This is a genomic window from Acinetobacter sp. Root1280 (assembly GCF_001425285.1).
GTDB lineage: Bacteria > Pseudomonadota > Gammaproteobacteria > Pseudomonadales > Moraxellaceae > Acinetobacter > Acinetobacter guillouiae.
Genome location: NZ_LMED01000001.1, coordinates 582,521 through 603,635, shown reverse-complemented (window position 1 = coordinate 603,635; position 21,115 = coordinate 582,521). Strand labels below are relative to the sequence as shown.

Annotated in this window: 18 protein-coding genes; 8 read left to right on the top strand and 10 right to left on the bottom strand. The window is 38.2% G+C overall.

Translation table 11 applies throughout. From position 1 onward, the window contains the following. The first annotated feature begins 682 nt into the window (after positions 1 to 682). On the top strand, positions 683 to 1,579 hold the full coding sequence (locus ASC84_RS02915) for a hypothetical protein (protein ID WP_056511564.1): 897 nt from the start codon (positions 683 to 685) through the stop codon (positions 1,577 to 1,579). Between the two features lie 136 nt (positions 1,580 to 1,715). Here ASC84_RS02915 and benE read toward each other — a convergent pair whose 3' ends face one another. The 6 genes from benE to catA form a co-directional block, all read right to left on the bottom strand. Further along, positions 1,716 to 2,942 (bottom strand): benzoate/H(+) symporter BenE, encoded by a 1,227-nt coding sequence (benE, locus tag ASC84_RS02910; RefSeq protein ID WP_056511554.1) that lies wholly within the window; start codon positions 2,940 to 2,942, stop codon positions 1,716 to 1,718. 60 nt (positions 2,943 to 3,002) lie between these two features. After that, a complete protein-coding gene (gene benD, locus ASC84_RS02905; RefSeq protein WP_004719893.1) occupies positions 3,003 to 3,788 on the bottom strand; it encodes a benzoate diol dehydrogenase BenD in 786 nt (261 codons plus the stop codon). Between the two features lie 27 nt (positions 3,789 to 3,815). Beyond that, the gene (gene benC / locus ASC84_RS02900) at positions 3,816 to 4,832 is read right to left on the bottom strand and encodes a benzoate 1,2-dioxygenase electron transfer component BenC (RefSeq protein WP_056511552.1); all 1,017 of its coding nucleotides are present in this window, start codon (positions 4,830 to 4,832) and stop codon (positions 3,816 to 3,818) included. Positions 4,833 to 4,941: 109 nt separating this feature from the next. Further along, the gene (gene benB, locus ASC84_RS02895; RefSeq protein WP_004821879.1) at positions 4,942 to 5,451 is read right to left on the bottom strand and encodes a benzoate 1,2-dioxygenase small subunit; all 510 of its coding nucleotides are present in this window, start codon (positions 5,449 to 5,451) and stop codon (positions 4,942 to 4,944) included. After that, positions 5,448 to 6,848, bottom strand: coding sequence for a benzoate 1,2-dioxygenase large subunit (benA, locus tag ASC84_RS02890; protein WP_056511549.1), 1,401 nt, complete (start codon positions 6,846 to 6,848; stop codon positions 5,448 to 5,450). Before benA ends, benB begins: the two co-directional genes overlap by 4 nt. Before the next feature lie 81 nt (positions 6,849 to 6,929). After that, positions 6,930 to 7,850: a catechol 1,2-dioxygenase gene (gene catA, locus ASC84_RS02885; protein WP_056511546.1), complete on the bottom strand. Its 921-nt coding sequence runs from the start codon at positions 7,848 to 7,850 to the stop codon at positions 6,930 to 6,932. Positions 7,851 to 8,132: 282 nt separating this feature from the next. Here catA and ASC84_RS02880 point away from each other — a divergent pair, with 282 nt between their 5' ends. The 3 genes from ASC84_RS02880 (at position 8,133) to ASC84_RS02870 (ending at position 12,266) form a co-directional block, all read left to right on the top strand. Beyond that, a complete protein-coding gene (locus ASC84_RS02880; RefSeq protein WP_004821871.1) occupies positions 8,133 to 9,059 on the top strand; it encodes a LysR family transcriptional regulator in 927 nt (308 codons plus the stop codon). A 459-nt stretch (positions 9,060 to 9,518) separates the two neighbouring features. After that, positions 9,519 to 10,892: an MFS transporter gene (locus tag ASC84_RS02875; protein ID WP_004719899.1), complete on the top strand. Its 1,374-nt coding sequence runs from the start codon at positions 9,519 to 9,521 to the stop codon at positions 10,890 to 10,892. A gap of 108 nt (positions 10,893 to 11,000) precedes the next feature. After that, entirely contained in the window at positions 11,001 to 12,266 is a 1,266-nt protein-coding gene (locus ASC84_RS02870; protein ID WP_056511544.1) for a DcaP family trimeric outer membrane transporter, read from the top strand. Between the two features lie 71 nt (positions 12,267 to 12,337). Here ASC84_RS02870 and ASC84_RS02865 read toward each other — a convergent pair whose 3' ends face one another. Both ASC84_RS02865 and ASC84_RS02860 read right to left on the bottom strand, forming a co-directional pair. Next, on the bottom strand, positions 12,338 to 13,249 hold the full coding sequence (locus tag ASC84_RS02865; protein WP_034615279.1) for an alpha/beta fold hydrolase: 912 nt from the start codon (positions 13,247 to 13,249) through the stop codon (positions 12,338 to 12,340). A gap of 8 nt (positions 13,250 to 13,257) precedes the next feature. Continuing rightward, a complete protein-coding gene (locus ASC84_RS02860) occupies positions 13,258 to 13,809 on the bottom strand; it encodes a PadR family transcriptional regulator (RefSeq protein ID WP_004719902.1) in 552 nt (183 codons plus the stop codon). A gap of 168 nt (positions 13,810 to 13,977) precedes the next feature. On the opposite strand from ASC84_RS02860, the gene ASC84_RS02855 reads away from it, so the two are divergent. The 3 genes from ASC84_RS02855 (at position 13,978) to ASC84_RS02845 (ending at position 17,729) form a co-directional block, all read left to right on the top strand. After that, positions 13,978 to 16,002, top strand: a complete 2,025-nt coding sequence (locus ASC84_RS02855) for an NADPH-dependent 2,4-dienoyl-CoA reductase (RefSeq protein WP_004719904.1) — start codon at positions 13,978 to 13,980, stop codon at positions 16,000 to 16,002. Between the two features lie 143 nt (positions 16,003 to 16,145). Continuing rightward, positions 16,146 to 16,556 carry a nuclear transport factor 2 family protein gene (locus tag ASC84_RS02850; RefSeq protein ID WP_056511542.1) on the top strand — a complete coding sequence of 137 codons (411 nt, stop codon included), beginning with the start codon at positions 16,146 to 16,148 and terminating at the stop codon, positions 16,554 to 16,556. A gap of 90 nt (positions 16,557 to 16,646) precedes the next feature. Beyond that, a complete protein-coding gene (locus ASC84_RS02845) occupies positions 16,647 to 17,729 on the top strand; it encodes a YheT family hydrolase (protein ID WP_056511539.1) in 1,083 nt (360 codons plus the stop codon). Positions 17,730 to 18,018: 289 nt separating this feature from the next. On the opposite strand, the gene ASC84_RS02840 is transcribed toward ASC84_RS02845, so the two are convergent. Beyond that, positions 18,019 to 18,894: a LysR substrate-binding domain-containing protein gene (locus tag ASC84_RS02840; RefSeq protein ID WP_056511537.1), complete on the bottom strand. Its 876-nt coding sequence runs from the start codon at positions 18,892 to 18,894 to the stop codon at positions 18,019 to 18,021. Between the two features lie 145 nt (positions 18,895 to 19,039). On the opposite strand from ASC84_RS02840, the gene ASC84_RS02835 reads away from it, so the two are divergent. Beyond that, the gene (locus ASC84_RS02835) at positions 19,040 to 20,458 is read left to right on the top strand and encodes an aspartate ammonia-lyase (protein ID WP_056511534.1); all 1,419 of its coding nucleotides are present in this window, start codon (positions 19,040 to 19,042) and stop codon (positions 20,456 to 20,458) included. Between the two features lie 141 nt (positions 20,459 to 20,599). Here ASC84_RS02835 and ASC84_RS02830 read toward each other — a convergent pair whose 3' ends face one another. Continuing rightward, the gene (locus ASC84_RS02830; protein WP_056511531.1) at positions 20,600 to 21,064 is read right to left on the bottom strand and encodes a hypothetical protein; all 465 of its coding nucleotides are present in this window, start codon (positions 21,062 to 21,064) and stop codon (positions 20,600 to 20,602) included. Between the last annotated feature and the right edge of the window lie 51 nt (positions 21,065 to 21,115).

Genomic DNA, 21,115 nt, shown 5'->3' with positions numbered 1-21,115 from the left:
AAAAATACACAGCTTAATACAGCTATATCTATAAATTAATGCACGAATGATCTTGTTTTAATTTGCGTAATATGAGAATTTATTGGTTAATTGAATATTCTAAAAATGAAAAAAATAATTAATTATCAAACTGGGTTTTAGATAGATTTGCTGATGATTTAAGTAAATGAAAAGAACCATCGAAAAGTATTCGATATTATAGTTGAGAAAAAATATCTAATTACGATTAGGTGAAATCACATCAATTCGAATGAGACAAATTAGAGAGAAAGAAAATACAAGAATATTTTCAAATTAACAAAGGGCAGATTGATTATCGGCATAATTGACTTAACAAGTTGAAACAGAATGAGACACAATTTGTCATTTTAAAAGCGGCTGTAGACAAGCCTGTCTAGACATTTTATTAAGCTTTTTAGTATAATTCATCACATTCTAAAACTAAATAATAAACTATGTCTAACAATATTTACACTGCTTTAGAGCAACTGGGACTTGGCGTGCAAAAACGTACGATCCATGTTCTATTTTCAAATTCATCTTTAAATGATCAAGTATTCCTGCAACGTATTGATGGGACACATACACTTAACTTAGGCCTTAGCCGGACAAAAAACCAAATCCAAGCAGTTTTTATACCTTTAGTCCGAAAGAAGCCTATTTACTTGAACAATTTAGCGCTTTGCATTTTTTTGAAATTGTACGTAACAATCATCGTCAATTTTTAGATGGTTTAGAAGAATTATTTGAAATATATATGCATAACCCTCCTTATGACTTAAGAGGTTTTCCTTTACCTGAACGGGCAGATATTAATTGGGGCGGTACAGTTTTACCAAATTTTAGGTCCACGATGGATCGGATAGAATATGCTTATATAAAAATAAAATCAGGTGATTTTACTTATCTAAATTGTGTGGGGGAAATTCGTTCGAATGACAAGGGGCTAAGTGAATTTTCTCCACATTGGATGGATGATCTACCTAACGATAAAGTACGACAATGTTGGGATTATTATTCAATTACAAATCGATATGCCTCAATTATTAGAAATTCTTACCCAAAAAATTGGGATATGGGTTTTCTTGAAGCCGAATTTCCAGGAGCAGCTATATTTCAAGGAATTGATGTTGATTTACCAAGCTCTTATCCAATATATCGGATAAATTTTGAAATAACCGTTAAATCTAATGAGAAAGTAAAAACGACAGGGATTTATATTTGCAAAGAAGACCAGAAGCGGATTGAGTTTATAGCTTCAAGCAAAGAAGAGGATAGAGGGTGGGGAAGTGTAGTACCAATCGGGGTGGATCCAGACACATATGAAACATTGTATGCTGAAGTGAATTGGATATTAATTGAAAGAATTGCTGATGAAGGTGGTTCAGATAATTCTTTGGATGTTGAAAATATAAAGGCCTTATCAAGCCAAAGTTGCCCAAGATCAGGATATTGGTGGAGTCCAGCAAACAAATCTCAATCTCGTTATTTTGAACAAGGAGAAATTTTTCCAAAAATTGAAAATAGTGATTGGGGTGAAACGATTTGGTATTTAGAGATCACCAATAAGCAACAGTGAAATATTTTAAGATTTAACTGCCAGAAATGACGCTTTAATAAAGTGAAACTTGGTTATATTCCAGAACGTGTTATTACATAAAAATCCCATCGAATAGCATGGGATTTTATGCTGATTATTAAGTGAATATGCTGGTTTATTGACTTTGCGGTGAGTCTTGTACTGGAGTTGGAATGGCAGCCTTTGATTGTCGTTGAGTTAAAATCAAGTGTGCGATCATGCCAATACAAATTCCCCAGAAAACCGAACTAAATCCTAAAAAATGCATACCCGATACAGTGGCAAGAAAAGTAATGATGGCAGCATCTCGTTGTGTTTCATCTTTCATTGCAATACCCAGATTGGTGGTAATTGCTCCGAGTAAGGCCAATCCAGCAAGTGCCGCAATCAACTCTTTGGGAAGTATGCTAAATAGCATCACCAAACTGCCTGCAAATAATCCTCCTAAAATATAGAAGATGCCATTAGCAATACCTGCGATATAGCGTTTTTCTTTCAATTCATGCGAATCTTTACCCGTGCAAAGTGCAGCAGTAATCGCTGCTAACACAATCGTGATTCCACCAGTAAAAGCCACAGCAATAGAGGTGATACTGGCTATGCTTAAAATCGGTTTAGCAGGTGTTTCGTAATGATTCAGTTTGAGAATTGCCATACCCGGCAAGAACTGACCCGTTAAACTGACAATTGTAAGTGGAATTGCAAGGTTTAATGTAGAAGACCAGGTCCACTCTGGGCTGATCAGAACAGGAACTGCCAATGAAAAATCCATTGGTACTGGATTGATTTTTCCAAAGATAAAACTGAGCGCAATACCTGAAAATAATACCCAAATTATGGCATAGCGAGGTGAAAAGCGTTTTGCCAGTAAAAAACAGATCAGCATACCAAAAACGACATAGGGCATTGTGTCAGTAGCTTTAAACAGACCTAAACCAAACTGGAACAAAATTCCAGCCATCATTCCCGCTGCCAGCCCTTGTGGTATCCATTTTAAAAGTTTGTCAAAAGAACCAGTAATCCCAATGATAAAAATAATGATTGCAGAAGTAATATAGGCTGCAACAACTTCATTGAGGGAAATATGCGGAAATAAAGCCACCAAGAGCGCCGTTCCCGGTGCTGACCATGCGGTAATAATCGGCGTTTTAAACTTAATGGATAAAATGATTCCAGTGATTGCCGCGCCAATAGAGCTCCCCCAGATCCATGATGCCATCATGGTTGAGGAAACATTGGCTTGTTGAGCGGCCTGAAAAAAAATGATCATTGGCCCTGCATAAGAAATCAGTACAGCTAAAAATCCTGCAACTGTCGCTGACAAAGACCAATCTTGTTTTAACGTTTTGAACAGGGATGCCATTGGGCAAAGCCTCCATGCATTGAATTTCAATGATCCTGCTACATAAAAAGGAGACCAGTTTTAACCCTGATCACCACCACCTACAGGAACAATAGTACCTGTCATATAAGAGGATTCATCAGACGCAAGAAATAATATTGCATTGACTTGTTCCTGAATCGAACCATAACGGCCCATAAAAGTGCGATCAATGGTTTGATCTACCACATCTTGCATCCATTGTTTTTCATTTTCGGTCAATGCCATAGTATTACGAGGGACTTTACGTGGAGGTGCTTCTGTACCGCCAGTCGCAACAGCATTAACCCGAATACCATCTTTGGCATGTTCAAATGCAAGTGCTGTGGTTAGACCATTTACACCACCTTTGGAGGCTGAATAGGGCACTCGATGAATCCCACATGTTGCAATAGAAGATACATTAACAATGGTACCTTTCTGATTTTTGATCATTTCGGGCAGGACTGCTCGACAACACCATAAGCTTGGAAATAGTGAGCGATGCACTTCTTTGATGATTTCTTCTTCAGAAAACGTTTGAAACGGTTTCATCCAAATTGCACCGCCGACATTGTTAATCAAAATATCAACACGCTTATAGCGTTCAATAGCTTTAGCAACGACAGCTTGAGCACCCGCTAAAGTTTCCAGATCTGCATTGACGGTGATTGCATCACCGCCATTTTTGTTAATTTCAACAAGCACGTCTTCGACATATTCTGAACGGTCAGCCATAACCACATGCGCACCTTCCGCTGCCACTTGTAGGGCGACACCACGACCAATACCTTGTGCGGCACCAGTAACAATGACAACTTTGTTTTTAAATCTTTGGCGATCTGACATTCTTCTCAGCTCCTGAACAGTACGATTTTAGTTTGCAGAGAATTTCTCAAATAAGAAGTTTGCAGGTTTAATCCCTTCAGTATCCAACCAGCCTCTAACAGCTTCAACCATAGGAACAGGACCACATAAATAAACATCGACGTCACCGCCATTTAGCCAGTCATTGTCAATATGACCTGTCACATAACCTTTGCGTTCATGTGTTGATTCAGCATGTGCAACGACTGTACGATATTCAAACCATGGCAGTTTATTTTGCAGTTCATTGAGCTTTTCAAGTGCTACAAGGTCAAAGTCATTGGTTACTCCAAATACTAAACGTACAGGGTGTTGTGAGCCTTTGTCTTCAAGCACTTGTAACATCGACATAAATGGTGCAATACCCGTACCGCCTGCCAACATAACGACAGGGCGAACTACATTACGAAGGTAAAAACTTCCAAATGGACCAGTAAAGGTCATTTTGTCGCCCGCTTTGGCATTTGCACTTAAAAAGTCACTCATCTTTCCATTTGGAATATTACGTACCACAAAGCCTGTTAAGCGATTTCCGGGTTTTGAACTGAATGAATAAGAGCGCGTTTCAGTGGTTTGTGGAATTGCCACATTGACATACTGACCTGCAAGAAAATGAATATCGGGCTGACCTTCATCTAATTGAATATCGAAAGTGATGGTGGAATCAGAGAGCTTTTCCACACGAGATAATGTGCCTTGAAATGCATGAATTTCGGTTTTGCATACTTCAGATGAAGCTTGAATCTGGAATACTGCGTCAGAAGAAGGTCTACATTGGCAGGCCAAGATATAGCCTTGTTCAGCCTCTTCTGGTGTTAAAGCATCTTCAATATAACTTTCTTCAGGCATGTCAAACGAACCAGATTCACAAAAAGCACGACATGTACCGCAAGCACCATCACGGCAATCTAAAGGAATATTGATTTTCTGGCGATATGCTGCATCAGATAAAGTTTCACCTTGTGTAACTGAGATAAAACGCGTTACGCCATCTTCAAATTGAAGAGCAACATTGTGGTTTGACATGGCTGAAAATCCTATAAAAATCTTTAAAACTTTTGAGTGCTTTAGCCAACTTTCCATTTGGCTAAAGCAAACACCTCATATTTTTGTTTACACAATTCGAGATAAAAAATTAGAGGTGGTAAATATCGATGACTTGGTTGATATAGTCATTTTTTAGCACCACATATTTATTCAGAATTTGTGGTTGTGTAGCAGAAAAGTCGATGACATAACGAGACATACCAAAGTAGCTATAACTGTTTTTGTAACGAAAGCTCAGTGTATTCCAGTTAAAGCGGACTGTGACTTTGTCACCATCTCTTTCGATAATTTCAATATTGCTAATATTGTGGCAAGTGCGTGTATCAGGCATGGTTGCCGAAGAACGTTCAGTTTTAATCCGAAAAACACGGTCTTCCAAACCTTGACGGTCAGGGTAATAAATCAAAGAAATTTCAGACTGAGGATCTTCGGTCAAACGATCATCATCATCCCAAGCAGGCATCCAAAAACATGCCGAGGGTGAGTAGCAGGCGAGCCATTGATCCCATTGTTCATCATCTAAAAAACGTGCTTCGCGGTAGAGAAATTGCGCAATATTTTCTAAAGAAACTTGATCGATGTTTGCTGTTGCATTCATGCTGTTGCTCCTTGCTGAGATGTTTCTTGTTGAGCAAGATTTTTTTCAGATTGAATGGCATGTTTCATCATTTCTAACCAGTATTGATGTTGGGCAAGATATAAGCCTTCATCTTCTGTTTTAATACCACTCAGTTTAGGTTTTAAGCCAATTTCATTGGCCGCATCATCAGGTCCTTGAATCCAGTGTTTAGACCCACGGCACATGTCATTCCATTCAAGCTCAATACCAGCATAACCCGCTTGACAGGCACGGAATTCTTCAAGGTCATCAGGGGTTGCCATGCCCGAAGCATTAAAGAAATCTTCGTATTGGCGAATACGTCGTGTACGCGCTTCAAGACTTTCACCTACAGGTGCAATACAGTAAATCGTCACTTCAGTTTTATTGACTGAAATTGGACGCAATACACGAATTTGCGAACCAAATTGATCCATGAAATAGACATTTGGATAAAGGCATAAGTTACGTGAACGTTCGATCATCCATTTCGACATTGGGGCACCGAATTTTTCAGTGTACTCATCAGCTTTTGGATAATTAGGACGATCTTCAGGGTTTGCCCATTGAGTCCATAACAGCATATGTCCATGCTCAAAACCGTATGAGCCGCCACCTTGTTTGCCCCAAGCACCTGCACTCATTGCACGTACATTGTCATTTTCTTGCTGTTTTTCTTTACGTTGCTGTGTGGTCGCTGCATAGTTCCAATGTACAGCTGAAACGTGATAACCATCTGCACCATTTTCAGCAGTCAGTTTCCAGTTACCTTCGTAGGTATAGGTTGAAGCACCACGTAAAACTTCTAAGCCTTGCTCAGATTGATCAACAATCATGTCAATGATTTTGGTTGTTTCACCTAAAAATTCTTCTAAACTTGGTACATCTGGATTTAAACTGCCAAATAAGAAACCTTTATAGCTTTCAAAACGAGCTACTTTTTTCAGATCGTGTGAACCTTCTTTATTGAAGCAGTCTGAATAACCAGCATCGCTTGGATCTTTAACTTTGAGTAGTTTTCCAGAGTTATTAAATGTCCATCCATGGAATGGGCATGTATAAGTCGCTTTATTACCACGCTTATGCCGACAAAGCTGTGCGCCACGGTGTGAACACGCATTGATCATGGCATTTAATTCACCATTGCGATTACGCGCAATCATAATGGGCTGACGCCCCATAGTGGTGGTGTAATAATCGTTGTTATTTGGAATTTGGCTTTCATGTGCCAAGTAAACCCAGTTGCCTTCAAAGATGTATTTCATTTCTAGGTCAAAAAGGGCTTGATCTGTGAAAACAGAACGATGAAGTTTAAATTCACCCGTTTCAAAATTATCGACTAAAAGTTCGTCAATTCGATCAAGATGGCTGGTATTTATAACAGGAATACGTGGCATATGGGTTCTCCGACTTTCCAATGAGAGGAAGTCCCCGAAGTGCTGCAATAGTGCAAACATTTCGGTTCCGTGCGTGTGGGTTTAAGCGCTTGCGCGACGACGATCTACTTCTGTAGACGGTGCTTTAGGTTGTTCTTTTACCAGTGCTACATTGAATGAAATACGTTTAAATGGTTTGTTGAGACCACGACGGGCAATTTCAGCTTCATCACTGATATCAATAGCTGTTGCCACTAAGCCCTCACGTGTTGCGAAAGCAAAATCATCCCAAAGGTATTGATCACCTTCGATGTTGAATTGTGTGGTTAATTTGCGATAGCCGGGTGCAGATACGAAATAATGCACATGAGATGGGCGGTTACCATGGCGGCCTAATTTGTTCAGTACAAACTGAGTCGTCCCTTGTGGTGGACAGCCATAGCCAACGGGCATAGTTGTTTGTGCAACGTACTGACCATTGCTATCAGTCAATATGCTACGGCGTAGATTAAAATCTGACTGTGATTTATCAAAGAAAGAGTAATTACCTAAACTGTTGGCATGCCAAATTTCAACTTTAGCATTTGGGATAAGATTGCCATCTGTGTCTGTTACTGTACCTTCAATAAATAGGGTGTCGATTTTATCGCTCTCTGAACCATCGTCCATGCGAGAAAAGCCGACGGACTCAGGCGCACCAGCAACATATAATGGGCCTTCAATGGTGCGTGGTGTGCCACCTGTGATACCTGCTTTTGCATCTGCTTCATCAGCACGTAAATCCAAATAATGTTCCAAACCTAAACCCGCTGCTAAAAGACCAAGTTCATTGGCTTGACCTGCATCAGTAAAATATTCTAGGCCTTTCCATAATTCACTTTGTGAAATGTCTAAATCTTCAATGGCTTGAAACAAGTCAGCAAATAAACGTACCACTACTTGTTGTACACGTGTATCGACTGCACCTGTTGCAGTGTCTACATTCATTTGTTTGACCAAAGTATCGATTTCTTGACGGTTCATACTAGATCTCCTGCAGTATGCGTGGTTTGGCATTGCATACGAAAAAAATCGTTTGAAACTTTGCTGCCCACTTTCCATGTTCTTCATGTGCGAGATTTAAAGCTTGAACTGATTAAAGTGATTCATTGGGCTAACAGAATGAGATTCTTTGGCTGGCTGTGAATATCAAAAGTTTTACAGTCTTGCTTTACATCTTGCTTTTGATATACCTTAAAAGAATGGATGATCGCTGTCTAAGATCAAATTTGCATTTTTTTATATCTTAAAGGTATGGAGTTTGAGATGGAACTCAGGCATTTGCGCTATTTTGTTGCTGTTGTAGAAGAACAAAGTTTTACCAAAGCAGCAGAAAAGCTTTATATTGCTCAGCCTCCACTGAGCAGACAGATTCAAAACCTTGAAGGTGAATTGGGTATCGCGCTTTTTGAACGTGGAAGCCGTCCGTTAAAAACCACAGAAGCGGGGCAATTTTTTTATCAACACGCTGTTAAACTTTTGTCTAATGCCGAAGAAGTAAAGTCCATGACCAAGCGAATTGGCTTGATCGAAAAAACCGTAACAATGGGGTTTGTGGGTTCTTTATTGTATGGTTTATTACCCAAAATCGTTTATATGTTCCGTCAACAACAGCCGCATTTAAAAATTGAGCTGATTGAAATGAGTACCAAAGACCAAATTCAGGCGCTTAAAGAGGGGCGTATTGATGTTGGATTTGGACGTTTAAGAATTTCTGATCCTGCCATTAGGCGAGTTTTGTTACGAGAGGAGCCATTAATGTTGGCTGTCCATATCAGTCATCATCTCGCTACAGATTCTAAAGGCACTTATTTTGCCGATATTGAAGATGAGAACTTATTCCTTTACCCAAGTCACCCTAAGCCCAATTTTTCCACTCAAGTACGTCATCTGTTTTCCGAGCATGGTCTAGATCCTAAGAATCTAAAAGAAGTTCGAGAAATTCAACTGGCTTTGGGATTGGTTGCTGCAGGTGAAGGGGTATGTATTGTGCCCGAGAGTGCAAAAACCATTCAATTGCCGAATTTAATCTATATCCCATTGTTAGATAGCTCTGCAAAAAGCCCAATCTTTATGGCAATACGTTGTATGGATGAAAGTGAAAATATTCGGTCTTTATTTGATTGTATTTATCAGGTTTATGATTTAGAAGGCTTTCAATATGATCGTGCGAGCTTTACAACCATCTATTAAACCGCTGTCATCAATCAAAAAATGCGCATATATTGTTAATAAATTAGCATTGAAAGTCCCTTCTCCCTTTGGGAGAAGGCTAGGATGAGGGTGCTTTTATGTTGATTTATGATTTAAAAAGGACTTATGGTAGAAGCCTATTTAGTCCAATCATTGAATGAAAAGTTATTTATAGATGTTGTTTTGTGTGAAAAGTAACATATTGAAAAATCAGAACAAGTCGATTGATTTATTCTAAAACTCTAAAAATATCGAGATAATCATTAAAATAAAAAATAAATCATTAAAAATATAAAGCTCGATTTCTTTAATAATTCTTTTTAATCCCTTGTTTATTCATCAAAAAATATTAAACCGACTTTTAAGGTATGGATATATATGCAATCGGTTTTGGACAAAAAATAACAGCTGCCTCATTGTTTGAAAAAATTTCGTAGCGTTTCACCGCAGGAGGCAAAAGTGCAAACGAGCAAACTAAATATTAATCGCATCGTGGATGAAGCAAAATTCACCCCTTTTCATTGGGGGGTTCTATTGTGGTGTTTATTAATTATTATTTTTGATGGATATGATCTGGTTATTTATGGCGTAGCTTTACCTTTATTGATGCAAGAGTGGGGCTTAACTGCTGTACAAGCAGGCTTGCTGGCCAGTACAGCACTTTTTGGCATGATGTTTGGTGCAATGAGTTTTGGAACACTGTCTGATAAGTTGGGCCGTAAAAAAACCATCATGATTTGTGTGGCTATTTTTAGTGGATTTACTTTTCTCGGTGCATTTGCATCAACACCCGTTGAATTTGGAATTCTCAGATTTTTAGCAGGACTTGGTATTGGTGGTGTGATGCCGAACGTGGTGGCTTTAATGACTGAGTATGCGCCTAAACGTATACGTAGCACACTGGTCGCTGTTATGTTTAGTGGCTATGCCATTGGTGGTATGACATCTGCCTTGCTGGGTGCTTGGCTGGTGGTCGATTATGGTTGGAAAATCATGTTTTATATCGCGATTATCCCATTCTTAGCTTTACCCCTTATTTGGAAGTTTTTACCTGAATCATTGATGTTTCTAACTCACCAAGGCAAGACCGATCAAGTGCGAGAAGTGGTACAGAAAATTGCACCGCAGCAACAGATCCATTCCTCGACTCAATTTGAATTAAATGAAGTCACCGCTGGTGATGAAGCACCGTTACGTGCATTGTTTCAGCAAGGCCGTCGATCAAGCACAGTAATGTTCTGGATTGCTTTCTTTATGTGTTTATTGATGGTTTATGCACTCGGAAGTTGGTTGCCTAAATTAATGATCCAAGCAGGCTATTCACTGGGTGCAAGTATGATCTTCTTATTTGCATTAAATATTGGTGGCATGGTTGGTGCAATTGGTGGTGGTGCTTTGGCGGATAAATTTCATATTAAACCCGTATTGACCATAATGTTTACGGTTGGTGCGATTGCGCTCATTTTCCTTGGTTTTAAAAGCCCACAATTCATTCTCTATACCTTGATTGCAATTGCTGGTGCAGCAACCATTGGTTCACAAATTTTACTCTATACCTTTGTTGCACAATTTTATCCAGCAACAGTACGTTCTACAGGTATGGGGTGGGCATCAGGCATTGGACGAATTGGTGCCATTGTTGGACCAGTCTTAACAGGTGCATTGTTGACCCTAGAGTTACCTCACCAAATGAATTTTCTTGTTATCGCTGTCCCAGGATTTATTGCAGCACTAGCGATATTCTTTGTGAATTTAAATGCTTCAGTGGAAAAAACTCAAACGGCCGAAGCGCCAACAGCTCAGAAAAATATTGTTGGAAATACAATTAACTAAGTTCGTAAACCAAACTCACGCACAAACTGACTTGGTATTTCAGCCTGAATCATGAGGATTAAGGCTGGTTCAAAATAATCAATCGTAGAGAATAGGATGCTTTCTACAATGAAAAAATTTAACTACAACATCATTTTGGTGTCAATGGGATTACTTAGCCTAAATATGGCGCATGCAGATTCGATGACAGAAGTTGAACAGTTACGTAATGAAGTTAAACAATTACGTGAAATGATTGAACAACAGCAACACGTGCAAAATAAGCAAATTGTGGCATTGGAAAATAATGTTAAAGCGGCACAGGTTGTATCGCAGGCAAAAGATCAAACCTTTGCACGAACAAAAGCTGGTGCAGAAGTAACACTATATGGGAATATCCGTGCGGATCTATTGTATCAGTCTGAAGGTGGAAGTGCCGATCGACTTTATAATCAGATCAATAGCGTACCGCTTAAAGGCCATAATGAAAGTAGTGATCAATTAAAATCAACACTTGCCGCGACTCGTTTAGGTTTAGATTTTAAAACTGCTGACAAAGATATTTCAGGAAAAATAGAAGTTGATTTCTTGGGTGCGAATGATGGACTTAGAATTCGCCATGCCTATTTTAATTATGGTCAATGGTTGATTGGTCAAACATGGTCTAACTTTGCAGTTCCCGATTATATGCCAGAAACAATTGATGCTTTGGGTTATGTGGGGGGCGCTGTTAAACGAGATGCACAAATTCGTTATACCCATAAATTTAATGCAGAAACACAGCTGGTAACGGCTTTGGAAGATTCCAAAGATGCCTTATCGAATATGCGGATCCCGGTTTTATCAACTCGACTAAATCAATCATTTGCTGATCGGGCGGGCGCATTGAGTTTGCGAGGCATGGTTAGTGAAAAGAGGACTGTTGCTGATAATGAACTCGCTTGGGGTATTGGACTTGGAGCAAAATACGATATTTCTGCAAAAACCACACTTAAAGCAGATTATTATCATGTTAAAGGTGATTCCAGTTTAGTGTCATGGACGAACCAAGGCTTTGCTATAGATGCCAATAAAAATATCATGGCGCTGAATCAATTTGACTCAATCACTGTGGGGGTGACGCAACAGTTTAACTCACAATGGCGAGGAACATTGGGATATGGCTATATGAAAGCAGATGAAAATCAGGATTATATTCGATATTTGAGTGATCAGACCAAAGCCAATAAAACACTTTGGCAAGCTTGGGCCAATGTATTTTATAGCCCGAAACAGCCGTTAAGTTTTGGTCTGGAATATGTTTATGGTGAGCGTAAAGCCTTTGTTGCAGCGTCTAATGGACAGGATACAGGTGAGGACAATCGTTTTAATGCGGTTGCGATCTATAATTTCTAAGTTATCCGTTGCAGTATGATCACCAAAGAAGCCCTGTTTAATATGCGTTAAATAGGGCTTCTGGAATTCAATTAAGCGGATTCTTTTAAAAATAAACGGATTGCTTGGCTAAATTTCACGGGTTCTGTAATAAGCGGCGTATGCCCTGAACGTTTAAAAATAATATTTTTCGCATTGGCTAAACTGTCAGAAATTTGCATTTGACCTTCAGCAGGATAGAGTGATGACTTTTCCCCAATAAAGAATGTAGTCGGACATTCCAATTGTGAAATTGCCTGACGATAATCTTCATCATGGTTGAGATAATTATCGATATACCAAGTTAAATAATCCATTCGACGGATAGGTAATAAATGTTTTTGTAATTGAGGATGTTTAAGCGCCAAATTAAACATAAATGGGCTTAATTTATTACTGCCTTGAATTTTAATAAAATTTAACCAAATTTGAATCAGTTCAGTTCGTGGTTCAATCGGTAATTCATCAACAAAACGATAGTTTGAATATTGATGTAAAAAATCAGAGAAGTCTTTTAGCAATCTTTTAATTTTAAAATACTTTTTCCCAAATAAACCAAATTCCCATGTTTCATCCGTTGGAATTTTAGGGGTTTGATCAATATGTAGATAAGCTTTGAGTTTTTCAGCCAAATTGCCATATTGCATCCCATGCATGGCAGTGGTTGCTCCCATGGAATAACCCATAAGAATAAAATGATCTAAATTTAACTGGTCAATTAAGCTTTCAAGATCACGCCAATGGTTGCTAATCGCATCGATTTCTTGAGGGATCTTACAGGTTCTAGAGCCACCAAAGCCACGCCAATCTGGGATATAAAATTTATAATGTTTAATATTAGGCAGTAAAAAGGGAAGCCATTGCCAACTATGCATACCTAAACCAGACAGAACCAGTACAGGTTCACCCTGACCAATTTCACGAACAAATAATTTTTCGCCATCTGGCATTGTATAGTGTGGCATGCAGTTTCCTATGAATTCTCTTTATTCTCAAACGCTTTAAGCTGTGGGATGACTTGGTCGAGCCAATTGATCCAGCCCATTTCTAAGTCTATACCCAATTGTAAAATCATTTTGTGAATATATAAAGTTCGATCCAGTTGCTCGATTTGTTCAAAATCTTTGGAAAAAATCTGGCGGTATAGTTTTAAATTTTCACGATGTAATTCTAAATGACGCTCAAGTTCAGGTAAAACAGTATTTCCACCAAATTGTGCTTCTGCCCGTAAGCGAACCATAATTTCTTCACGAAGCTGGGCAGGTTGCCCTTGTTTGACCATCCAGTCAGCCAGTTCGACCCGTCCAAGTTGTTCAACTTGATAGGTTTTTTTTCGGCCATGATCAGACTGATCTTCAAGCGTGGAAATCCAGCCTTTCTTTTGCATACCGTTAAGTTCACGGTAGATTTGTTGATGCGTTGCATTCCAGAAGAATCCCATAGATCGGTCAAAGCGTCGCGCCAATTCAAAACCTGTACTTGGCTTCTCTATCAGACTGGTCAATAAAACATGGGCTAATGACATTGTGTAATATCACATCAACAAAATAAATATAAAGTCATTATGCAACATGTTGCATAAAAATCAAATCTCGATTATAAATACTCACACTATGCAACTTGTTGCATTAAACAGATATGAAGTGTCATTTAACAGATTGATAGCTAGCGAGAGCACGCCAAGGGAGTTCACATGTCTAATTATCCGCATTTACTTGCGCCTTTAGATTTAGGCTTTACCACATTAAAAAACCGTGTATTGATGGGTTCAATGCATGTTGGACTAGAAGAAGTTCAAGGTGGATATGAACGTATGGCTGCATTTTATGCAGAACGTGCAGCAGGTGGCGTTGGCTTAATTGTGACGGGTGGCATCTCGCCCAATGATCATGGGGTAACATTCTTTGGTGGTTCAAAACTGGATCATTTAGAAGAAGCAGAAAAACATAAGGTCATTACCAAAGCTGTGCATGATGCTGGCGGTAAAATTGCACTGCAAATTTTACATACTGGTCGTTACTCTTATCAGCCTGAAAATGTTGCACCATCTGCGATACAAGCGCCAATCAATCCAACCAAGCCACATGCTTTAACTTCAGCAGAAGTTCATCAAACCATTGCAGACTTTGCCAATTGTGCAAAATTGTCACAAATCGCAGGTTATGATGGTGTGGAAATCATGGGATCAGAAGGTTATCTGATCAATGAGTTTATTGCTGCACGTACCAATCATCGTGATGATGAATGGGGCGGAAGTTATGAAAATCGTATCCGTTTCCCGATTGAAATTGTCAGAAGAACACGTCAGGAAGTCGGCGAAAACTTCATCATTATCTATCGTTTATCTATGCTGGATTTGGTTGAAGGCGGCTCTACACTTGAGGAAGTGATTCAACTTGCGAAAGAAATTGAAAAAGCCGGTGCAACCATTATCAATACTGGAATTGGCTGGCATGAAGCACGTATTCCAACCATTGCCACCAAAGTACCGCGTGCCGCATTTACTTGGGTGACTAAAAAATTAAAAGGTTCCGTCAAAGTTCCTTTAATTACCTCGAACCGTATCAATACGCCTGAAATGGCTGAGCATGTCTTGGCTCAAGGCGATGCTGATATTATTTCGATGGCGCGCCCAATGCTTGCAGATTCGCATTTTGTATTGAAAGCTGAACAAGGTCGTGCTGATGAGATCAATACCTGTATCGGTTGTAACCAAGCTTGCTTAGATCATATTTTTTCAATGAAAATTGCAACGTGTTTGGTCAATCCTCGTGCATGTTATGAAACTGAACTTATTTTTAAAGAATCGCCAGTAGCTAAAAATATTGCTGTGATTGGGGCAGGTCCAGCAGGACTTAGTTTTGCAACATATGCAGCTGATCGTGGACACAAAGTCACAATCTTTGAAGCATCTAATCAGATTGGTGGTCAGTTTAATATTGCAAAAACCATTCCTGGCAAAGAAGAGTTCTATGAAACTTTACGTTATTTTAAACGTAAAATTGAATTACAACCGAATATCAAACTGGTACTTAACCACACTGCAAGCTATGAAGAATTAGCGACAGGTGACTTTGATGATGTTGTGGTTGCTACAGGTGTAACGCCTCGTCATTTAAATATTGAAGGTATTGATCATCCAAAAGTTTTGTCATATATCGAGGTTTTACGTGAGCGTAAACCTGTCGGTAAAAAAGTAGCAATTATTGGTGCAGGCGGTATTGGTTTTGATACTGCTGAATATCTTTCCCATGAAGGCGAAAGTGGCAGCTTAAATCCACAAAAATTCTATGATGAATGGGGAATTGATACATCGTATGAACATGTGGGTGGCTTGAAACAACCTGAGATCGAACAATCTCCTCGTGAAATCTATTTACTGCAACGTAAAGCCAAATCTGTTGGCGCTGGTTTAGGTAAAACAACAGGTTGGATTCATCGTACTGGTTTAAAACATCGCCATGTCAATATGATTCCTGGTGCAAGTTACGACAAGATTGATGATCAGGGCTTACATATTACAGTTGGCGAAAAAACCATGATTTTAGATGTCGACAATGTGGTGATTTGTGCAGGCCAAGAACCCTATACAGCAATGTTTGATCAACTCCAAGCTGATGGAAAATCTGTACATTTGATTGGTGGTGCGAAAGAAGCGGGTGAGTTAGATGCGAAGCGTGCAATTCGCCAAGGCGCTGAATTGGCAGCTGTGATTTAAATGGATTAACGCTGTTTGAATTCCTTCTCTTTAAGCCATGTGTAGTGTGAAGCATGCTGCGAGAGAAGGGATTTTATGACTGGATTTTTAAGAAAATGACTGGAAACGAATTCAAAGTATTTCAAATCAAAGGGATATAAAAAATGAGTTATACAAATACTAAGCCTGCAATCCGAAAATGGCACAACATGCTGGAAAGTCGAGACATGAGTCTTTTAAATGAATTATTGGCAGACGATGTGGTCTTTCGTTCACCTGTGGCCTATAACCCCTATGAAGGTAAGCAAGTGGTCTTTTTCATTTTAAGCAATGTGATTCAAATTTTTGAAAACTTTACATATCATCGAGAATTTTTTACAGAAGATGAGCAAAGTGTAGTTTTAGAATTTTCTGCCAATGTGGGTGAAAAAAAATTAAAAGGGATTGATATGATTCGTTTTAATGAACAAGGTCAAATTGTTGATTTTGAAGTGATGATTCGACCAAAAAGTGGTTTGGAAGCATTGGCTGCTCAAATGGGGCAACGTATGGCCAGCTTTATACCTAAAGCATAATTGCGTATATACTGCAATAAATAAAATTAAGTGTGAAAAATTTCTTAATTTTTAAAATGATGATGAGTGATAAAAGAGTTGAGGTGGAAAATGTCTGTATTACATAAGTTTACTGAGATTAGCCAAGATTTATTGGATCAAGTGACAGGTGCTGAATTACCAAAGCTGTATTTTAATCAGCAAGGAAAAATGTCTGAGATCATCAAGAAACTGCCTCAACTACAGGATAAATACCGTCCTACACCATGGCTCAGCAATACCCATGCCCATCTGTTATATTTTGATTTAATTAAGAAAAAATCCATTAAGCTTGATTATGATCGAATTGATCAGCTGACCATGCAAGATGGTGGGGTCACGGCAATTGCTTGGTATGGCTACAATTTACCACAAGAAACCCCAACCATCGTGATTATGCATACGATTACAGGTACACCTGACAGTATGCGTGAATTGGTCAAAGATCTACATGAATATACAGGATGGCGTATTGCATTATGTCTACGCCGTGGGCATGCGGGCTTACCTATGCCTGTTCCACTAATGTCGATTTTTGGTTCAACGTCTGACTTAAAAGAGCAATTGGCTTCGATTCAAAACCTATTTCCACAATCTGATCTTTATGCAGTTGGCTCTTCTGCAGGTACAGGCCTACTTGTGCGTTATCTTGGCGAACAAGGCCTAGATACACCTTTTAAAGCGGCTTTTGCCATGTGCCCTGGTTATGATACTGAGCTTGGATTTCAAAATGTCCATCCTTTCTACACCAAAGTCATGACCAAAAAATTGTTTAAGGCATTTATTAAGCCTTATGAACAAACCTGGACACCATTACATTCTGTACAAAATGTTTTACAAACGAAAACCTTACAAGAGTTTCAGACTAAATATTTTGAAATGGCTGGATTTTCAGATTATGAAAGCTATTCAAAAGCCACCAATCCAATTTATGTATTTGAAAATGTTAAAATTCCATTAATGATTCTAAACTCAGAAGATGATCCTGTATGTTCAATCAAGAATTTAGAACCGTTTAAAGAAACCATTCAAAATATGGATAATGTTGTAGTGGTGACAACCAAAAAGGGCAGTCATTGTGGTTTTTATGAAGGACTCAATACCAAATCTTGGGCTTCTCGTTTAATGGCTGATTTTTTAAGACAGTATTCATGATGATATGTAATACCAATAAATATCTATTCAAGTTAAAAAAGCTGACAGATCAAACTATTATCATTAGATCTGTCAGTTTTAATTGCTCAACTAGGGGGATTGATTCTCAGTTGTTAGGTTAAGATAAATATTAGACTTCTTTTATAAGTCCATTTTAAAACACAGATCAACATAAAATTCCCCCTCATCCTAGCCTTCACCCAGTGGGAAAAGGCACTTTCAATATCGATAGATTCACTCTACATGATCATTTTTTGAAGTAAGAAAGATCTTTATTTAAAATAAAGACCTATTTAAGCGCTAAATAATTCCAAACAAAATTTATCTTTTGTGAGTAAATAATATTGCTACGAACGATATAAATATCTTGAAAGAAACTATAACCATTAAGTATTTTTAATTTATTTTCATTTATTTCTTCTTCGATCAGTAAGCGTGGTAGCCAAGCTACGCCTAAGCCTTGTAAAGCCAAGGCTTTTAAGTCACTGGCATTATCTGTTTCATATAACGTTCGGTAATTGAGTTTACTTTCTATAATTTTATCTACGCATTTTCTCAGATAGGCTTGTTTACTATAGGCCAAAAGGGGGAAGGTTTGATTAAGTTGGTATTTAGGCAATCCATTTTTGCTTGCTGTAACTGGCACAATTTGCATATTTACAATTTTATGATAAGTAAAAAGTGTGAGATCCAATTGTTGTAAAGTGAGTTGATCACAATAACAAATGAGAAAATCACAAGAACCTTCTTTTAATAAATGTATGCCTTGTTGCAGATTTGCAGCAATAATTTCTAACTTTAGATCATTATAGTCTGAGTATAGTTTTTGAATAAATTTGGGAAAAAACTGCGTGATGAGAGAGTGTGATACTGCAAATTTAATTGAGAGTTCATTATCCTTAATATTTTTTTCTAAATACTTTATTGTTGTATCCATTTGGTTCTGAATGTTTTTTGCTGTTGAGAGCAAGACTTGACCAGCATCTGTAAAATCAATATTTTTACTATAACGCTTTAAAATTTGAAACCCCAACGACTCTTCAATATTTTGTATTCTACGTGTAAAGGCCGATTGAGTGACATGACGTATAGCTGCAGCTTTAGAAATGGATTTCTCTTGGTCTAATGCAAGAAGATCCTCTATCCACCGAATTTCAAGCGTCATGTTCAATCACCAATAAATATTTAACTCAAGCAAAGTATAACAAGTGATATGCAAAAAATGCATACAGATATATTTTTTTACATTGGTCAAGTTTAGATTGTTTCACCTAAGATGAATTGATTATCTTCGTAGAGTTACATTGCAAATGAACATTGAAATTAAAACGAGAACTGAGAAAGATTTATTGGGAATGAAAGAAGTTCCATTTCATTGCTATTACGGTGTACAAACATTAAGAGCGGTTGAGAACTTTAACCTAAGTGCGCATAAATTAAGTCATTTTCCTATTTTTATTCAAGCGCTTGCTATGGTGAAGTCTGCTTGTGTAGAGGCTAATTTTAAATTAAATAAAATTGAAGAAAATAAATATAAAGCGATTCAGCATTCATGTCAGCAATTAATAAATGGTTCATACCATAATCAATTCCCTATTGATATGATTCAGGGTGGGGCAGGAACTTCTACAAATATGAATGCAAATGAAGTTATTGCAAACATTGGATTAGAGTTTCTTGGTCATGCAAAAGGCGAATATCAATATCTACATCCCAATAACGATGTAAATATGTCTCAATCGACCAATGATGTATACCCAAGTGCAATAAAAATAGGTCTATTATTTGCATTGGATCATCTCAACGTACCGTTTCAAAAACTAATTGAAAGCCTAGGTCGCAAAGCTGAAGAGTTCTCTGATATCTTGAAAATGGGACGTACTCAGTTACAAGATGCGGTACCGATGACATTAGGGCAAGAATTTAGTGCTTTTGCGCATACCTTACAAAATGATTTGCAAAAGTTAAATCATATTATGCCCGATTCACTTAGTGTGATTAATTTAGGTGGGACTGCAATCGGTACGGGGATTAATACCGAGGTTGAGTATCGCTTAAATGCGATTCAAGCTTTATCAGAAATCACGGGTAAAAACATTTCAAGCTCGCCTGATTTGATTGAAGCGACTACAGATATGGGTGACTTTGTACTTTTATCAAGTTTACTCAAACGTACTGCAACAAAGTTGTCTAAAATCTCTAATGATTTACGTTTGTTATCGAGTGGGCCGCGTACTGGTATAGGTGAGATACAATTGGAACCACGTCAGCCTGGTAGTTCAATCATGCCAGGAAAAGTAAATCCAGTAATTCCTGAAGCGATGAATTTGGCGTGCTATCAAATTATTGCAAATGATTTAGCAATTACTTTGGCTGCAGAAGGTGGTCAACTACAATTAAATGCGTTTGAACCATTAATTGCGCTTAAACTATTTGAATCTATTGAGTTATTAGGCAAAGCGATGCAAATGCTGAATGAAAAATGCATTCAAAATATCCGTGCCAATGCAGCGCATTGTCAGCATTTAGTGGACAACTCAATTGGTATCATTACGGTGTTAAACCCATATTTAGGTTATGAAACCACCACACGAATTGCAAAGATGGCAAATGAATCTGGGCAGAGTGTTTTGGCTTTGATCAAAGCTGAGGGATTACTTTCAGATGAAATTTTAGCAGATGTGCTCGCTGTTCATAATATGGTTCAGCCAAAGCAACATGCGGCTTAGTTTTTAAAAGCTAAAGGTACAATTAAAATAATTCATGACTTACATAAGAAATTAAGTTTCATATGGCATATGCAACTGAATACTTATGTAGAGTTATAAAAAAGGGAAATTATAATTTCCCTTTTTTAGCGATGCGAAATCTTAGTTTTTCAAAGCTGGTGTAGCAGCAGCGATGGCAGCGGCAACAGCATCATCTTCAGATTGTGCTGAACCAGAGCTTGCTTTTGGTGCTGGTGTTTTGGTTTGTGCAGTTTCAGTTTTTACTGACTCTGCTTTTGCAGGCTTCGCCTCAGTTGCAGCAGGTTTATTTTCCGCTTGTGCACTTGGCATAGTTGCATGGGCTTCATGCGTTGGTTCACGGCGAATTTCAGTGGTTGTATTTGCTGTTTCTGTGCGTTCAACTTCTACATGTGCCGGAATTTCGACTTGTTGTGCATTATTCTGCTCAACACTTGATAAGCTTTCAAACTGTGTAGGTTCAGAAGTTGCAGGTTGAGCAGTTTCAACTTTCTCTTGCTCAGCTTCTTTAGGCTCTTCTTTTTTTACACAAGCAGATACCAAAAGCGCTGTCGCAATTGCACCACAAATTAAAAATTTCTTATTCATAATGACTCAAAACAAAAGGTATTAAAGAGATGTTACTTAGTATAACAGCAA

Bases quoted from the DNA above. Each gene is read 5' to 3' on its own strand.
- benE (WP_056511554.1), bottom strand. From the start codon at position 2,942: ATGGCATCCCTGTTCAAAACGTTAAAACAAGATTGGTCTTTGTCAGCG.
- benD (WP_004719893.1), bottom strand. From the start codon at position 3,788: ATGTCAGATCGCCAAAGATTTAAAAACAAAGTTGTCATTGTTACTGGT.
- benC (WP_056511552.1), bottom strand. From the start codon at position 4,832: ATGTCAAACCACAATGTTGCTCTTCAATTTGAAGATGGCGTAACGCGT.
- benB (WP_004821879.1), bottom strand. From the start codon at position 5,451: ATGAATGCAACAGCAAACATCGATCAAGTTTCTTTAGAAAATATTGCG.
- benA (WP_056511549.1), bottom strand. From the start codon at position 6,848: ATGCCACGTATTCCTGTTATAAATACCAGCCATCTTGATCGAATTGAC.
- catA (WP_056511546.1), bottom strand. From the start codon at position 7,850: ATGAACCGTCAAGAAATCGATACTTTGGTCAAACAAATGAATGTAGAC.
- ASC84_RS02880 (WP_004821871.1), top strand. From the start codon at position 8,133: ATGGAACTCAGGCATTTGCGCTATTTTGTTGCTGTTGTAGAAGAACAA.
- ASC84_RS02870 (WP_056511544.1), top strand. From the start codon at position 11,001: ATGAAAAAATTTAACTACAACATCATTTTGGTGTCAATGGGATTACTT.
- ASC84_RS02865 (WP_034615279.1), bottom strand. From the start codon at position 13,249: ATGCCACACTATACAATGCCAGATGGCGAAAAATTATTTGTTCGTGAA.
- ASC84_RS02860 (WP_004719902.1), bottom strand. From the start codon at position 13,809: ATGTCATTAGCCCATGTTTTATTGACCAGTCTGATAGAGAAGCCAAGT.
- ASC84_RS02855 (WP_004719904.1), top strand. From the start codon at position 13,978: ATGTCTAATTATCCGCATTTACTTGCGCCTTTAGATTTAGGCTTTACC.
- ASC84_RS02850 (WP_056511542.1), top strand. From the start codon at position 16,146: ATGAGTTATACAAATACTAAGCCTGCAATCCGAAAATGGCACAACATG.
- ASC84_RS02845 (WP_056511539.1), top strand. From the start codon at position 16,647: ATGTCTGTATTACATAAGTTTACTGAGATTAGCCAAGATTTATTGGAT.
- ASC84_RS02840 (WP_056511537.1), bottom strand. From the start codon at position 18,894: ATGACGCTTGAAATTCGGTGGATAGAGGATCTTCTTGCATTAGACCAA.
- ASC84_RS02835 (WP_056511534.1), top strand. From the start codon at position 19,040: ATGAACATTGAAATTAAAACGAGAACTGAGAAAGATTTATTGGGAATG.
- ASC84_RS02830 (WP_056511531.1), bottom strand. From the start codon at position 21,064: ATGAATAAGAAATTTTTAATTTGTGGTGCAATTGCGACAGCGCTTTTG.